This is a genomic window from Streptomyces sp. NPDC004435 (assembly GCF_042873895.1).
In the GTDB taxonomy this organism is placed as follows: domain Bacteria; phylum Actinomycetota; class Actinomycetes; order Streptomycetales; family Streptomycetaceae; genus Streptomyces.
On the sequence record NZ_JBIAMB010000006.1, the window covers coordinates 91,903 to 107,768 of the forward strand.

Annotated in this window: 12 protein-coding genes; 9 read left to right on the forward strand and 3 right to left on the reverse strand. The window is 74.0% G+C overall.

Annotated features, from left to right (window positions below; translation table 11 throughout):
* The first annotated feature begins 312 nt into the window (after positions 1–312).
* Together ACFYT9_RS12595 and ACFYT9_RS12600 are read left to right on the forward strand one after the other, a co-directional pair.
* Positions 313–1,020 (forward strand): ribonuclease HII, encoded by a 708-nt coding sequence (locus ACFYT9_RS12595; RefSeq protein WP_387275057.1) that lies wholly within the window; start codon positions 313–315, stop codon positions 1,018–1,020.
* Positions 1,021–1,126: 106 nt separating this feature from the next.
* The gene (locus ACFYT9_RS12600; RefSeq protein ID WP_389162852.1) at positions 1,127–1,753 is read left to right on the forward strand and encodes a hypothetical protein; all 627 of its coding nucleotides are present in this window, start codon (positions 1,127–1,129) and stop codon (positions 1,751–1,753) included.
* Between the two features lie 52 nt (positions 1,754–1,805).
* On the opposite strand, the gene ACFYT9_RS12605 is transcribed toward ACFYT9_RS12600, so the two are convergent.
* The gene (locus ACFYT9_RS12605; RefSeq protein ID WP_376599732.1) at positions 1,806–2,432 is read right to left on the reverse strand and encodes a hypothetical protein; all 627 of its coding nucleotides are present in this window, start codon (positions 2,430–2,432) and stop codon (positions 1,806–1,808) included.
* 228 nt (positions 2,433–2,660) lie between these two features.
* Entirely contained in the window at positions 2,661–4,844 is a 2,184-nt protein-coding gene (locus ACFYT9_RS12610; protein WP_376599734.1) for a RecQ family ATP-dependent DNA helicase, read from the reverse strand.
* Between the two features lie 141 nt (positions 4,845–4,985).
* Here ACFYT9_RS12610 and ACFYT9_RS12615 point away from each other — a divergent pair, with 141 nt between their 5' ends.
* The 7 genes from ACFYT9_RS12615 (at position 4,986) to ACFYT9_RS12645 (ending at position 15,266) form a co-directional block, all read left to right on the forward strand.
* The gene (locus ACFYT9_RS12615) at positions 4,986–6,380 is read left to right on the forward strand and encodes a DUF4192 domain-containing protein (RefSeq protein ID WP_389162854.1); all 1,395 of its coding nucleotides are present in this window, start codon (positions 4,986–4,988) and stop codon (positions 6,378–6,380) included.
* Positions 6,381–6,495: 115 nt separating this feature from the next.
* A complete protein-coding gene (locus ACFYT9_RS12620; RefSeq protein WP_389162856.1) occupies positions 6,496–8,559 on the forward strand; it encodes a glycogen debranching N-terminal domain-containing protein in 2,064 nt (687 codons plus the stop codon).
* A 108-nt stretch (positions 8,560–8,667) separates the two neighbouring features.
* Positions 8,668–9,432, forward strand: a complete 765-nt coding sequence (locus tag ACFYT9_RS12625) for an NUDIX domain-containing protein (protein ID WP_376599740.1) — start codon at positions 8,668–8,670, stop codon at positions 9,430–9,432.
* Between the two features lie 123 nt (positions 9,433–9,555).
* Complete coding sequence (locus tag ACFYT9_RS12630) at positions 9,556–11,292, forward strand: ATP-binding cassette domain-containing protein (RefSeq protein WP_389162859.1); 1,737 nt, start codon at positions 9,556–9,558, stop codon at positions 11,290–11,292.
* A gap of 160 nt (positions 11,293–11,452) precedes the next feature.
* Positions 11,453–12,343, forward strand: coding sequence for a FadR/GntR family transcriptional regulator (locus tag ACFYT9_RS12635; RefSeq protein WP_376599744.1), 891 nt, complete (start codon positions 11,453–11,455; stop codon positions 12,341–12,343).
* A 378-nt stretch (positions 12,344–12,721) separates the two neighbouring features.
* Positions 12,722–14,275, forward strand: a complete 1,554-nt coding sequence (locus ACFYT9_RS12640) for an RNA polymerase sigma factor (protein ID WP_376599746.1) — start codon at positions 12,722–12,724, stop codon at positions 14,273–14,275.
* 166 nt (positions 14,276–14,441) lie between these two features.
* Positions 14,442–15,266 carry a serine protease gene (locus ACFYT9_RS12645; RefSeq protein WP_389162860.1) on the forward strand — a complete coding sequence of 275 codons (825 nt, stop codon included), beginning with the start codon at positions 14,442–14,444 and terminating at the stop codon, positions 15,264–15,266.
* 130 nt (positions 15,267–15,396) lie between these two features.
* Here the strand turns inward: ACFYT9_RS12645 and ACFYT9_RS12650 are convergent, their stop codons facing one another.
* Positions 15,397–15,627, reverse strand: a complete 231-nt coding sequence (locus ACFYT9_RS12650) for a hypothetical protein (protein WP_030495106.1) — start codon at positions 15,625–15,627, stop codon at positions 15,397–15,399.
* Between the last annotated feature and the right edge of the window lie 239 nt (positions 15,628–15,866).

A 15,866-nucleotide genomic window follows, 5' to 3' on the forward strand; every position in this document is an offset into this window, starting at 1 on the left:
GCGAGTGCCGCCCGGTACTCCGGAGGGGCTCTTCGGGGCCCTGGTAGGCGCGAGGAGAAGCGGGGGAGAGTCGCGCCCCTGAGCCCCCTCGACGACCTCGTCCTCGACTTCCTTCCGGCGGTCACGACCTACCGCCACGGAGTGTGCGAGAGCGAAGGGGACGAACCCGATCCGGCCGATGACACCGGCCGGATCACGATGCCGCCGGCATGCCCGGGAACGGTCCGGACCGGCTCGCGGCGCGGGAGTGAAGCGCCTGACGGGAATCCGGGTACCGCACGCGGTACCCGGCGGCGTAACCTGTCAGGCGCCATGCCGTACGAACCCCCTACTCACACCGTCGAGCGGTCACTCCGAGCCACCACCGGCGCCAAGATCGTTGCCGGGGTCGACGAGGTCGGACGCGGGGCATGGGCCGGGCCCGTCACCGTGTGTGCGGCCGTCACCGGCCTGCGCCGTCCCCCCGAGGGACTGACCGACTCCAAGCTGATCACCCCGAAGCGGCGCACCGCGCTCGCCGCCGAGCTGGAGCGCTGGGTCACCGCCTACGCGCTCGGCGAGTCGTCCCCGCAGGAGATCGACGAGCTCGGGATGACCGCGGCCCTGCGCCTCGCGGCCGTCCGGGCTCTCGACGGGCTCCCGGTCCGCCCGGACGCGGTGATCCTCGACGGCAAGCACGACTACCTGGGCAGCCCCTGGCGGGTGCGCACGGTGATCAAGGGCGACCAGTCCTGCATCGCCGTCGCCGCGGCCTCCGTGATCGCGAAAGTGCGGCGGGACGCGATGATGGCCGAGCTGGAGACCGGACCCGACTGCTCCGGCTTCGGCTTCGCGGCCAACGCGGGCTACCCTTCGCCCGTCCACAAGGCCGCCCTCGAAGAGCTGGGGCCCACCCCGTACCACCGGCTCTCCTGGTCCTACCTGGACGCCATGCCCCGATGGCGTCATCTCAAGAAGGTCCGCCTCTCCGCCGAGGCGGCCGCTCTGGAGAGCGGGGGCCAACTCGGCTTCGACTTCTGATCTTCCGGCCGCGGGACCTCACCGACGAGGCCCCGCCGGACCGGGGGCACACCCGTGTGCCCACCCGACGGTGCCGTCCGAAACGGCATTTGATAGACATCCACCCATGCCTCTCCCTCCCGAGGAGCCTCAGATTCACGAGAGCGCCCAGGGTCCCAGCGCGACCGCGGCCGCCGGCCGCCCCGCGTCGACCCCTCGTCCCGTACCCGGTCCGCGTTCGGCGGCCTCCCCGCGACCCGGACGTCCGGGTCCCGGTCCGGCCCGCCCCGGCCCGTCGGCCCAGCGGCCCGTTCCCGGTCCGCCCGCGCCCGAGAGCCGTCCGGAGAATCGTTCCGGCGACGGCAACCCCCAGCTCCAGTTCATCCCGGCCCCCGCCGACGGCGCGCTCGACGCCGCCGAGGAGGCCCTCGACCTGCTCCTGGACAGCGGTCGTGCTCCCGGTGAGGTCCTGGTGCTCACCACCGGCGACCGCCACCCGTGGGCCACGCACGAGCTGTCCTTCGGCGAAGCCGCCTACTGGGCCCAGCAGGACACCGCCGAGGACGTGTTCTTCGCGGACGCCTCCTCGGTGGACCGCGTCGCCGACCGACCCGTGGTGATCGTCGCCGTCAACGGCGGGGACGACGAGGTCGCCGCGCGCGCCCTCCCGGTCGCGCTGTCCCGCGCGGGCACCCTGCTCGTGGTCTGTGGCGACCCGCAGCGCGCCGGCGCGCTGCTCGGCGCCGGGGTCTGACCGGTCGTGTCTCCGTCGGACCGGCCACGGCCCGACGGAGCGGCCGGACGGTTCAGCGTGCCGCGGCCCTGCGCAGGGGCTCGGCCGCCCCGCCCGCCGTCCTCGGGGCGAGGTGGCCGATCTCGCCGGTCGGCTCGCCGAGCGCCAGCGGCGTGGAGTCCGAGCTCGGCCGGCGGCCGCCCCGGCCCTCGCCGAAGACCTGCCAGCCGGCCTTGGTCAGGGTGATGTAGGCGCCGCATCGCAGGCCGTGCAGCGTGCAGGCGTCGCGGAGTCCCCACATCCAGGCCCCGTCGTCCTCGGTCCAGCGCTCGTCGCCGTCGCGGCAGTACACGAGTACCGCGGTCCGGACGGGGGCGCGGCGCCGCAGGTCGTGCGGAACCACACGCCGCAGATGGGCGAGGAGCGCGTTCCGGAACTCCCATCCATCGGCGGGGCCCGGGCGGCGCACGAACGAGGCGCTCGCGGTGAGCCGTTCCTCGTGGTCGAGCACCGCCACGACCGCGGTCGTGGGCAGCGGACGATGGCGGGAGTGCAGCCCGCTCACGACCTCACGCGGACTGCGCAGCAAGGGAATTCCGGCCGCGGCCCAGTCGGCGGGCTCCAGCATCCGGGCGAGCCGGCTCGCTGAGGCGGTGTTCGAGCCGAGCGAGGCGGTGGACGGAGCGAATCCGAGGGTCACGGTCCTCCCTTCGGATACGCGCCCGCAAGGCGGGCAAGGTCGGGTGAGGGCGCAGCACGGCACAGTCCTTCCGGACCGCTTCGAGCCGTGTGGGGCGGTTCCCCAATTCTGGCGTGGCCCGAGCGGGGGCGGCAACGAGCAATTGAGGCGGCTGACGGTAATGAACCGTTATGCCACTGATATCCCTGCCCAGTTACCCAGTATTCACTCGCCGTTTCCCAGCCAGTCTCAACCTTGGACGGCGAGCACCAGCGGAAAGACTCCTTCCGCCCCGGAGCGGCGCAGCAGCCGCGCGGCCACGGACAGGGTCCAGCCCGTGTCGGACAGGTCGTCCACCAGGAGCACCGGACCGCCCGCCGAGGCCACCCGCTCCGCGAGCCCGGGCGGAACCTCCAGGGCCCGGTGCAGCCCGATCACGCGCTGCGCGCTGTTGGTACGGGACAGGTGCACCTCCTCGGCCTCGGGCACGTACTCCACCGATCCGAGGAGCGGCATCCGGCCGATCTCGGCGATCCGCGCGCCGAGCGAGCCGACCAGGGCCGGCCGTCGCCGCGAGGCCACGGTGACCACGCCGGCCGGACGGGGTGGGGCGTCGGGAGCGCCGGACGCCCAACCACCGGGCCCCTTCGCCCAGTCGGCGAGGACCTGGACCACCGCCTGCACCACGTCGTCCGGCACCGGTCCGTCCGGCGCCGCGTCGGCCAGCAGGGGGCGGAGCCGGTTGCCCCAGCCGATGTCCGAGAGCCGTCCTAGGGCGCGGCCGGCGAAGGCCTGCTCACCGGCAGGGATCCGGCCCTTCAGGTCGACGCCGGCGGCGGCGAGACCGGTCGGCCACATCCGGCGGGGCTCCACCTCTACACCCGGACGACCCAGCTCGCCACGGGCCGCGTCCAGGGCCGCCTCCGTCACCTTCGGGTCGAAGCGAGGGCCCGCGCAGTTGTCGCAGCGACCGCAGGGAGCGGCCTCCTCGTCGTCCAGCCGGCGCCGCAGGAACTCCATCCGGCATCCGGTCGTGGTGGCGTACTCGCGCATCGCCTGCTGCTCGGCCGACCGCTGCCGGGCCACCCAGGCGTACCGCTCGGTGTCGTACACCCACGCCTGTCCGGTGCTCTCCCAGCCGCCCTTGACCCGTCGCACGGCCCCGTCCACGTCGAGAACCTTGAGCATCGTCTCCAGCCGGGTCCGGCGGAGCTCGACCAGCGGCTCCAGCGCGGGCAGCGACATCGGCCTGCCCGCACCGGCGAGCACGTCGAGTGTCCGGCGCACCTGCTCCTCCGGAGGGAAGGCGACGGAGGCGAAGTAGCGCCAGATCGCCTCGTCCTCCTTGCCCGGCAGCAGCAGCACCTCGGCGTGCTCCACCCCGCGCCCGGCGCGGCCGACCTGCTGGTAGTAGGCGATGGGGGAGGACGGCGAGCCGAGGTGCACGACGAAGCCGAGATCCGGCTTGTCGAAGCCCATGCCGAGCGCCGAGGTCGCCACCAGCGCCTTCACCCGGTTCGCGAGCAGGTCGTCCTCGGCCTGCTGTCGGTCCGCGTTCTCCGTGCGTCCCGTGTACGAGGCGACCGCGTGACCGCACTGGCGGAGGTAGGCGGTGACCTCCTCGGCGGCCGCGACGGTCAGCGTGTAGACGATGCCGGAGCCGGGCAGCTCGTGGAGGTGGTCGGCGAGCCACGCCAGGCGGTGGGCGGCGTCGGGCAGCGTGACCACACCGAGGCTGAGGGACTCGCGGTCCAGCGGGCCGCGCAGGACCAGGGCGTCGGTGCCCGCGCCGGTGCCGAGCTGCTCGGCGACGTCCGCGGTCACCCGGGCGTTGGCCGTCGCGGTGGTGGCGAGCACCGGGACTCCGGCCGGCAGGTCGGCCAGCATGGTCCGCAGCCGTCGGTAGTCCGGCCGGAAGTCGTGTCCCCAGTCGGAGATGCAGTGCGCTTCGTCGACCACGAGCAGCCCCGTGGCGGCCGCGAGCCGCGGCAGGACCTGATCGCGGAAGTCCGGATTGTTCAGCCGCTCCGGGGAGACGAGCAGGACGTCGACCTCGCCGGCGGCGACCTCCTCGTGAACGCTCTCCCACTCCTCCGAGTTCGACGAGTTGATCGTGCGCGCCCGGATGCCCGCCCGCGCCGCCGCGTCGACCTGGTTGCGCATGAGCGCGAGCAGCGGCGACACGATCACCGTCGGCCCGCTGCCGCGCTCGCGGAGCAGGGAGGTCGCCACGAAGTACACGGCGGACTTGCCCCAGCCGGTCCGCTGGACCACGAGTGCCCGGCGGTGGTCGGCGACCAGGGCCTCGATGGCGCGCCACTGGTCCTCGCGCAGTCTCGCCGTACCGGTCGGATCTCCGACGAGTCGGGCGAGTACGGCGTCGGCGGTGGTGCGGAGCGCGGCCCGGTCTTCCGGACGGTCTGCGTGGGTCATGCGTCCATGCAACCCGATGCCTCGGACATTCGGCGAACCGGACGGAGATCTGTGGACAGTGCAAATCAGATCATCACACCACATCTCTCAAGTTATCCACAGGGGTTGTAGGAAATCGGAGATCACGGGAACGTCCTCGTCATGAACGCGAATCACCACGAGACCAGCGCATCCACCCACGGCCGGCAGATCACCCTGCGCAGCCCGGCCGAGCTCGCCGACGCCCTGCCGTTCGTGCTCGGCTTCCACCCGACCGACTCGGTCGTGCTCGTCGCCCTGCACGGGGCCAACGGACGCTTCGGGGGCCGGATCAGGGTCGGGATTCCCCGCGCGCCCGGAGAGTGGGACTCCACCGCGGACCACCTCGCCGAATGCCTCGTCGAGACGTCCGCCCGGCACAGCTCGCCACCCGACGGCATCGTCGGCTTCCTCTGCCAGGACCCCCGCCCGGGCGAGACCGCGGGCCAGGTCTACGAGCGGCTGCGGCCTTTCGCCCAGCGGCTCAGGACCGCCTGCGGCGCCCTCGACATCCCCGTCTACGAGGTGCTGTGCATCTCCGACGGCCGCCACTTCTCGTACTGCTGCCCCGACGAGCGCTGCTGCCCGCCCGACGGCACCCCCCTCGCCCTCAGCGGCACCTCGGTGATGGCCGCGGCCGCGGCCTACGCCGGAATCCAGGTCCGGGGATCGCTCCGAGACCTCGAAGCCGGATTCAAGCCCACCGGAGCACCGGGCGAGGCGGTGCAGCGCTCCGCCCTCGACGCCGCCGCGGCCGAGATCGTTCCCCGCGTCGTGGAAGGAGCGGAGGAGCAGGGCCGGGCGCGGGTGCGCGAGACCACCCTGGCCCTCGCGGGCCGACTCCTGCGCAGGTTCGCCGAGCCACCGCGCCGGACCGGGGCGGACGGAGCCCGCCGGGGGCAGGCCGCGGTCGACGCCGACGACGACGCCCGGGTCGAATCCGTCGAGGCGGCGGCCGTGATCCTGGGCCTCCAGGACCGCCTCACCCGAGACCGCCTCGCCGAATGGATGGAGGGAAGCGAAGGCGCCGCCGCCCTACGGCTCTGGCGGGTCCTCGCCCGGCGCTGCGTCGCCCCCTACCAGGAGTACGCCGCCGCCCCGCTGTCCCTGGCCGGCTGGGCCGCCTGGTCCACCGGCGACGAACCGACCGCCCGCGTCGCCCTCAACCTCGCCCTCCAGGCGGATCCCGAGTACGTCTTCGCCCGGCTGCTCCACCAGGCGTGCAACGAGGGTCTGGACCCCGAAGCACTGCGCTCCTGCCTGCGCGGGGAGCGCGAGAACAGGGAGGCGGCCGAGCGCGCCACCGCCCCGCACACCCGCCGCACCCGCACCCGGACACGGAACCGGACCCGGGTCGCCCGTCACGGCGGACCGCGACCGGCTCTCCCGAGGACGGGACCCGCCGCCCGGCTGGGTCGGGGGGCTCCGGGCGCACGGCCCGCCGGACGGGCCTCCACCCGGCCCGGCGGCTCCGCCCCGCGGCACGCCGGCGGGCGCGGCACGAGGAGCGGGCGATGACGACCGTGACCCCGCACACCGCACGACCGTTCACCTCTGTGGCGGAGCCGGGCGAGCCGTGCCGCCGACGTCCTGCCGGCCGTCCGGATCGCACAGAGAGCACGCCGCACCCCTCATGGTCCTCAGCCCTGTCCCGGCCCCCGGACACCCGACGGAACAGCCCACCAGGCAACCGCTCCCGGGCGGCGGCGCCCCCACCGCCCCCACCGCCCCCGGGACCCGCCCCGGGGAACTCCCCCCGGTCCACGACGCCCTCCTGTGCGTGGCCCTGCCCGCCTTCGCCGTCTCTCCCCGGCACGGCCAGCTCACCGGGCACGGACCCGAAGGCGTGTACGCGTCGGGACGCCGCCTCCTCTCCCGCTGCGTCCTGCGGGTGGCCGGGCGCGAGCCCGTCCCCCTCCAGGGACGGCTCGCCGCCGCCGACCGTGCCGTGTTCGTCGGCGCCCTCCGCGCCCCCGGGGACACCGGACCCGACCCGGGCGTCACCGTCGAGCGCTCCCGCGGCGCCGACGGCACCGAGCGGATCACCCTCCGCAGCGCCGCCCCCCGTCCCCTCCGCCTCCCGGTGGAGGTCGTGCTGGGCACGGATCTCGCGGAGCTGGGCGCGATCGCGTCCGGCCGCGCCCGCTCCGACCTCAGGGCCAGCGTCCACGGCACCGGCCTCCGCTGGACCGCCCCCGACGGACGGTCCGTCGCCGTCACGGCCGACCCGGCGCCCATGGACGCCCTGGCGGCGGCCGGGGTCCTCCGCTGGGAGGTCGACCTCGCCCCCGGCGCCGCCCTCACCTTCCACCTCCGCGTCCACGCCGGGGGCGCTCCCGGCGCCACCCCGCCCGGCGGGACCGGCCGTCCCGGCGGCCACCTGCTCCCCGACGCCGAGGCGGAGGGCGACGACCCCCGGCCGGGCGCCCTGCTCCGCGCCTCCGTCGACGACCTCCGAGCCCTCCTCCAGCGCGATCCCGCGCACCCCGCCGCCGTCCATCTCGCGGCCGGCGTCCCGTGGCGCTGCGGCCCCGCCACCGCGGAGGCCCTCTGGGCGGCCCGCATGGCCCTGCCGCTCGGCACCCGGCTCGCCGTCACCACGCTCCGCGCCCTCGGTCACACCCAGCTCACCGGCGGAGCCGAGGCCGGACGGCTTCCCGGCCCGCTGCGGGACGCCGGCTCGCACCTCCCACCCCGCTGCACCGGCGTCGAGGCCACCCTCGCCTACCCCGTCGTCCTCGCCGAGGCCCGGCGGTGGGGTCTCCCCGCGGCCGACCTCGACGAGCTCCTTCCGGTGGCGGAGCGCTGCCTCGGCTGGCTGCGCCGCGTCCTCGACCAGGGCGGCCTCCTGCCGGACCCGGCTCCCGGCGGCCCCTGGCGGGCCGAGACCCAGGCCCACGCCCACCGGGCCGCACTCCTCGGGGCAGACCTCCTCGACGCCTGCGGGCGGCCCGGCGGCGCGGACCTCAGGGCCGCGGCCCGCACGCTGCGCGAGCGGTTCCGGAGCACCTTCTGGCTCGACGACCCGTCCGGCGGCCGACCCGCCGCCGCCCGGGCGCCGGAAGGCCGCTCCTGGTCCCAGCTCGGAGGGTGGGCCGCCCACCTTCTTGACACCGGGCTCCTCGGCGGCGGGTACGCCCCCGGGCTGCTCGACCGAGCGGAGACCGAACAGGTCGCGCGCCTGCTCGGCACCCCGGCGCTCGACTCCGGCTGGGGACTGCGCGGCCTCGGCGCCAAGGAACCCGGACACAATCCGTTCGGACACCGGGCCGGTGCCGTCCGCGTCCACGAGACGGCCGTCGCCGTCGCAGGACTGGCGGCCGCCGGATACGAGAAGGCGGCGGCGGCCCTGCTGCGGGGCCTCCTGGACGCCGCCGATCACTTCGACCACCGGCTCCCCGAGATGTACGCGGGCGAGCAGCGCACCGCGGGCGCGCGCCCCGTGCCCCACCCGGCCGCCTGCCGGCCCGCCGCCGTCGCGGCCGCCGGAGCGGTCCACGCGCTCGCCGCCCTGGCCGGGATCCGCCCCGACGCCCCGGGCCGGAGCGTGGCCGTCCACCCGATGCCCTCCGCGCCGCTGGGGGCGATCCGGTTCTCGGGACTCGTGGTCGCCGGCGAACCCTTCGCCGTACGGGTGAGCCGTCTCGGACTCGGTATGGTCGAGGAGGCCGCCGAGGGTCTGCAGCTGGGGGTATGACGGATGCCGGGCACGGAGACGACGAAGCCCTCGCGACCGGGGGAGGAGGCGGAGGACGGCGAGCACGCGGGTCGTGTTTATCGTCAGGGAGACGACTATGATCGCCCCATGCCTCGCTACGACCCGTCGGCCTTCCCGCCCTTCGCTGTCACCGTCGACCTGGTCGTCCTCACCGTGCGGAGTCACGCGCTGTGCACCCTGGTCGTCCGCAGGGGGGAAGCACCCTTCCAGGGCCGGTGGGCGCTGCCCGGAGGCTTCGTCCGCGCCGACGAGGACCTCGGCGCCGCCGCCGCGCGCGAGCTGGCCGAGGAGACGGGGCTGCGCGCCCACGACCCCTCGGAGCCCCCGCCGGTGCCGGACAACGGCGCGCATCTGGAGCAGCTCGCCACGTACGGAGCGCCCGAGCGCGACCCGCGGATGCGGGTGGTGAGCGTCGCGCACCTCGCGCTCGCCCCCGACCTGCCCGCGCCCCGGCCGGGCGGCGACGCCAACAGCGCGCGCTGGGCACCCGTGGAGGAACTCCTCGACCAGGCCAGGGCTGCCGGGAACGACTCCCCGGACGCCCTCGCCTTCGACCACGCCCAGATCCTCTCCGACGGGGTGGAGCGGGCCCGCTCCAAGATCGAGTACTCCTCGCTCGCCACCGCGTTCTGTCCCCCCGAGTTCACCGTCGGCGAGCTGCGCAGGGTCTACGAAGCCGTCTGGGGCGTCTCCCTCGATCCACGCAACTTCCACCGCAAGGTCACCGGCACGCCCGGCTTCCTCGTGCCGACCGGCGGGACCACCACCCGTCAGGGAGGCCGCCCCGCCCAGTTGTTCAGGGCCGGAGGCGCCACCCTGCTCAACCCGCCGATGCTCCGCCCCGAGGTCTGACGGGCGCCTCGATCCGCCGCCCCGGGGCGGCAGCCCTGCACTGAAAGTCCGAAATCTGGCGTTATCTTGCTGCGATAGCGCCGCCCTGCCCGCGGAGCGGTGACATCTACCGCGAGAGAAGCGATGCTCCAGGCCATCGGACTGACCAGCACCCCCCTCCGTGATCGCCCGCCCGCCGTGGACGATCTGACCTTCGAAGCCCCGCCGGGGGCCGTGACCGCCCTCGTCGGCCCTGCGGGCTCCGGCAAGACCGCCGCCCTGCGCCTCCTGCTCGAACTCGACCCGGGGCGGGGACTCGCCTACTTCAGGGGACGGGTGCTGCGCCGGATCGCGCAGCCCGCGCGCGAGGTCGGCGTGGTCCTCGGCGACGTGCCCGGGCATCCCTCCCGCACCGTGCGGGGACAGCTGCGGATGCTCGCCGCGGGTGCGGGAGTCCCGGTCGGCCGGGCCGACGAGGTGATCCGTGCCGTGGGGCTCACCGGCCTGGAGGGCCGGCGGATCGGCACCCTGCCGCGCGGAGCCGACCGCCGACTCGCCCTGGCCGCCGCCCTGTTGGGCGCCCCGCACGCGCTGCTCCTGGACGACCCGGGCGCGGGGCTGTCCCCGGCGGAGCGGGGCCGGCTGCACGAGCTGCTGCGCGCGCACGCGGAGGCCGGCGGCACCGTCCTGTACACCACCAGAGACCCCAAGGACGCGGCCCGCAACGCGGACCACGTCGTCACCCTCGACGCCGGCCGCCTGGTCGCAGCCCAGGGCGTCGGTGACTTCGCACGCACCCGGCTGCGGCCGAGGGTCGCCGTCCGCACCCCGCACGCCGCCCGGCTCGCCGCCGCCGTGGCCCAGGAGGCCAGGGCGGAACGCCGCCCGGTCGAGGTCGTCACGGAGGACGGCACCCTCCTCCTGGTGTACGGCGGCGACTGCGCCCAGGTGGGGGACACCGCCTTCCGGCACGGCGTCCCCGTCCACCGGCTCGCGGAGGAGGTCGGCGACACGCGCCCCGGCCCCGCGCGTGCGGAGGAGGGGAGGGCGCACGGCCCGGGGGGACCGGCCGGGGCCCCCGGCCCGACCGTGAGGGCGCGCCGGCCGATCCGCTCGCCGCTGCGGCCGCTCCGGTACGAGCTGCGCCGGATCGCCGGCGTACCGTCCACCGGGCTGGTGGCGGCGGGCGTCGTGGCGGTGTCGGCCGTGCTCGCCGTGCTGCTCGGGCGGGGCGGGGGCACCCCGCTCCCGGCGGTGCTGGCCGCCTGGCCCGATCTTCTGCCGCTGCCGCCCGCCGCGCTCGGCGCCGGCCTGCTCGGCGCCCTCTCCTTCGGCGAGGAGTACCGCTACCCCGCGCTCGCCGCGGGACGCGGGGCCGTCCCCCGCCGACTCGCGCTGCTGCTCGCCAAGCTCGCCGTCGCCGCGGTCCTCGCGCTGCTCCTCGGCGCGCTGGTGGCGGCGGTCGACCTGGCCGCCCTCCGCCTCCTCTACGGCGCCGAGTTGATCTCCGTGCCGGAGAACTGGGGTGCCATGGGCGTGAGTTGGCTGGCACTGACGGTCGGCTGCGCGTGGGCGGGAGTGCTGGGGGCCGGGGTGTTCCGCGCCGCGGCGGCGGGGGTGGCCGCGGTCCTCTTCGTCCCGGTCGCCCTCGTCCCGCTGCTGGGGGAGGTGATGACCGGTCCCGCCGTCCGGTCCGTGGCCGGACTCCCGGCGCGACTCGGCGAGTTCGCCGGGCCACGGTGGGCGCCCTCGCTCGACCGCTGGTTCGAGGTGGCGCTGGAGGTCGTGGCGCAGCCCGCCGGTGTGGCCCTCGCGCTCACGTTGACGGTTCTGCTCTGCGCCTATCTGCTCACCGGCGTTCGCCGGCAGGCCCGTTGGTGATCACTTCCGGATCGGTCTCTTCCGGTTAGCTCGCAACTCCCTTAAGGAATGCCGGTTATGTCCGAATAATCGTCAATTGTGTAGGGGGTGCCGATCACCCTTTCGTGTGCTTTTCACCAAAGACCTCAAGGGTCGCGGAGGCCACGCCGACAAAGGATGCGTGAGTACCCTTGCGCACACGATGATGACCGCCGCCCGTTCCGTCGACTCCGGCCTCGGCGCCCCGGGCGATCTCGACCGCTACCCCTACGCGGAGGCCCCTGCCGCCGACCGCGTGAGCCCGCCCGCCTGGGAGGGCGTGGAGACGGACCTCGGCCGGGTCGGCCGCCGCACCGCCGGCAGCCGGGGCCGCGGCCTGCACGGCCAGCTCGTCCAGCAGCTCGGCCAGATGATCGTCTCCGGCGACCTCGGCGCGGACCGCCCCCTCGTCCCCGAGGAGATCGGCCAGCGCTTCGAGGTCTCGCGCACCGTGGTGCGCGAGTCGCTCCGCGTCCTGGAGGCCAAGGGCCTCGTGAGTGCCCGGCCCAACGTCGGCACCAGGGTCCGCCCGGTCAGCGACTGGAACCTGCTCGACCCCGACATCATCGAGTGGCGCGCCTTCGGCCCGCAGCGCGACGACCAGCGGCGCGAGCTCAACGAGCTGCGCTGGACCATCGAGCCGCTGGCGGCCCGGCTCGCCGCCGGTCACGGTCGCGAGGACGTGCAGCAGCGCCTCTCCGACATGGTCGAGATCATGGGGCACGCGTACGCGCAGGGTGACGGCATCACCTTCTCCCGAGCCGACACCGAGTTCCACTCCCTGCTCATCCAGCTCGCCGGCAACCGCATGCTGGAGCACCTCTCCGGCATCGTCGCCTCCGCCCTCCAGGTCTCCGGAGGCCCCGTCACCGGCTGTGACCGGCCCGGGGAGAGCTGCTTGACCCACCACGCCCGGATCGTCGACGCCCTCGCCGCGGGGGACGCCCTCGGGGCCGAGACCGCCATGCGCCAACTGCTCACGGTCCACCCCGAGGTGGAGCCCCGCGTGGTCCCCGCCCCCCGAGAGCACTGATCCGCGGGCCGTGGCCGGCAGCGCATGGGCGCGTACACGGGGAGGGCCGCCGGATCCGAGCGCGGTCCGGGGAGCCCGGCAGGGTTCCCCGGACGCGCCAGGGTGTCGGCGGCGCCGAATGTACGCTTGACACCACTACGTCTGGTTCGTCGCGGATGCGGTGTGACTCGGGACACGAAGATTGGGCGTAACACTCCTCCGAGCCGTGCGATGACCTAAGAGGTGACAGCCGAGGAAGGAATACAGCAGCCGGTGCAGGCGCTGTGCAGTTCCCCGGTCCAGCCCGCGCCGTCGGCACATTCCCCGTCGACGGTCGTCGGCTCCGGCCCGATCCCGGGCGGGGCCGGAAGCCGTTTCCATCGTTCCGAGAGGTTGTTCGTGTCGGCCAGCACATCCCGTACGCTCCCGCCGGAGATCGCCGAGTCCGAGTCTGTGATGGCGCTCATCGAGCGGGGAAAGGCTGATGGGCAGATCGCCGGCGATGACGTGCGTCGGGCCTTCGAGGCTGACCAGATTCCGCCAACCCAGTGGAAGAATGTTCTGCGCAGCCTCAATCAGATCCTCGAGGAAGAGGGTGTGACGCTGATGGTCAGTGCAGCGGAGTCGCCGAAGCGCGCCCGCAAGAGCGCAGCAGCGAAGAGCCCCGTCAAGCGCACCGCCGCCAAGACCACCGTCACCGCCAGGGCGGCGACGGTGACGAGGACCACCGTCGCGACCGGCTCCACGGCCCCCGCGGCCGAGAGCGCGGACCCGGCGGACGAGGCCGCGTCGCCCGCGAAGAAGGCGGCCGCGAAGAAGACCGCCGTCAAGAAGACCGCCGCCAAGAAGACGGTCGCCAAGAAGACGGCGGCCAAGAAGACCGCGTCCAAGAAGTCCGACGACGAGATGATCGAGGGCGAGGAGCTGCTCGAGGACGTCGCGCCGGGCAAGGAGGAGGAGGAGACCGAGGGCGAGACCAAGGGCTTCGTGCTGTCCGACGAGGACGAGGACGACGCTCCCGCCCAGCAGGTCGCCGTCGCCGGTGCCACCGCCGACCCGGTCAAGGACTACCTGAAGCAGATCGGCAAGGTCCCCCTGCTCAACGCCGAGCAGGAGGTCGAGCTCGCCAAGCGCATCGAGGCCGGTCTCTTCGCCGAGGACAAGCTCGCCAACTCGGACAAGATCGCGCCCAAGCTCAAGCGTGAGCTGGAGATCATCGCCGAGGACGGCCGCCGGGCCAAGAACCACCTCCTGGAGGCCAACCTCCGTCTGGTGGTCTCGCTGGCCAAGCGCTACACCGGCCGCGGCATGCTCTTCCTGGACCTGATCCAGGAGGGCAACCTGGGTCTGATCCGCGCGGTCGAGAAGTTCGACTACACCAAGGGCTACAAGTTCTCCACGTACGCCACCTGGTGGATCCGTCAGGCGATCACCCGCGCCATGGCCGACCAGGCCCGCACCATCCGTATCCCGGTGCACATGGTCGAGGTCATCAACAAGCTCGCGCGCGTCCAGCGCCAGATGCTCCAGGACCTGGGCCGTGAGCCCACCCCGGAGGAGCTGGCCAAGGAGCTCGACATGACCCCCGAGAAGGTCATCGAGGTCCAGAAGTACGGCCGTGAGCCGATCTCCCTCCACACCCCCCTGGGTGAGGACGGCGACAGCGAGTTCGGTGACCTCATCGAGGACTCCGAGGCGGTCGTGCCGGCCGACGCGGTCAGCTTCACGCTCCTCCAGGAGCAGCTGCACTCGGTCCTCGACACGCTCTCCGAGCGTGAGGCGGGCGTGGTCTCCATGCGCTTCGGCCTCACCGACGGCCAGCCGAAGACGCTCGACGAGATCGGCAAGGTCTACGGCGTGACCCGTGAGCGGATCCGCCAGATCGAGTCGAAGACGATGTCGAAGCTGCGCCACCCGTCGCGCTCGCAGGTCCTGCGCGACTACCTCGACTGATCCTCGGATCCGTCCGGTCCGTCTGCTCCGCACGACGTACACGGCAGTGGACGAAGGGCCCGGTTCCCCGCTCGGGGGCCGGGCCCTTCGGCTTTTCGCGGGTGCAGGCGAGCCGTCCTTGACGGACGCTGGGTGAACGGATATCAGCGGAGAGTCAGGAGGCTCCATGCGTGGTCCCTTCACCCGAGTGTTGACGGGTGCCCTGGGTCTGATCACGGCGGTGGCCGGACAGGTGGCCGGTGCCGCCCCGGCCGCCGCGGACAGGGTCGTGGTGGGCGGCAGCCCGGCCGCGACCGCCGACGCGCCGTGGGTGGTCGCGCTGTCCAGCCGTGACCGGTTCGGAGGTACGCGTGCGGGCCAGTTCTGCGGCGGGGTCGTCGTGGCGCCCACCAAGGTGCTCACCGCGGCGCACTGCCTGGGCCGCGAGGTCCTCGGCGGGGCGCCCTGGCAGCTGCGGGACTTCTCGGTGATCGCGGGGCGGGCCGAGCTGCTCGGGCAGGGCGGGCAGGAGGTGCGGATCGCGGGCACCTGGGTGAACCCCGACTACGACCCGACGAGCAACTCGGGCGACCTCGCGGTGCTCACCCTCGCCGAGCCCCTGCCCCAGTCCTACGTGATCAGGACGGCGGTGCCGGGGGACGCGGCGGAGGCCCCGGGGACGCCGGCCCGCGTGTACGGCTGGGGCGACACCACGGGGAACGGCGGCTACGCCTCCTCGCTCCGCTCGGCGCCCGTGCAGGTCCTGCCGGACGCGGCCTGCGAGCGGGCGTACCCGGTCGGCTTCGGGGGCGGCGTCTCGTACCGCCGGACGACCATGCTGTGCGCCGGCGACCCCGCGGGCGGCCGGGACGCCTGCCAGGGCGACAGCGGCGGCCCGCTGGTGGCGCGGGGGGTGCTGGTGGGCCTGGTGTCCTGGGGCAGCGGCTGCGGGCAGGCCGAGAACCCCGGGGTCTACACACGGGTGTCCGAGGTGCTGCCCGAGCGGCTCTGAAGGGCCGCGGGGTCCGGTCGTCCCGGGCCCCGCGGGCACGAGAACGGGCGGTCATCCCCTGGTCGAGGGGATGACCGCCCGTCGTCCGGCCGTCAGCGACCGGCCCTGAGCTCGTCGTGGTTGCGCGGCGTCAGTGCTCGTCGCCCACCGTGCGGGCCGGCACATCGGTCAGCCGGTCCGTCTCATCCTGTATCTCAACGGCGATCTTCTTGAGTTCCGGCTCGAACTTGCGACCGTGGTGGGCGCAGAAGAGCAAGTCACCTCCGCTGGCCAGGACGACACGCAGGTAAGCCTGGGCGCCGCAGCGGTCGCAGCGGTCAGCGGCCGTCAGGGGGCTCGCGGGGGTCAGAACAGTAGTCACGTCGCCTCTTCTCTAGCTCGACGAGCTGTCGTACCAGGGTCAACATCCAACCAGGCCGGAAACGTTCCCGCTCGTGGCTTTTCCTTGAAACTTTTTCCCAAGGTGGCTGTCTGCTGCCGGTTGGCGGCGAATGAGCCGTATTGCGTCGCTCTACGGGTTTCGCATTGCTGTGGTGTGTGTCGGTCGTCCTCCCGGCGGGGTTGCCGGTTGTTCATGAGGACGTGCCCGGAGCCTAGATG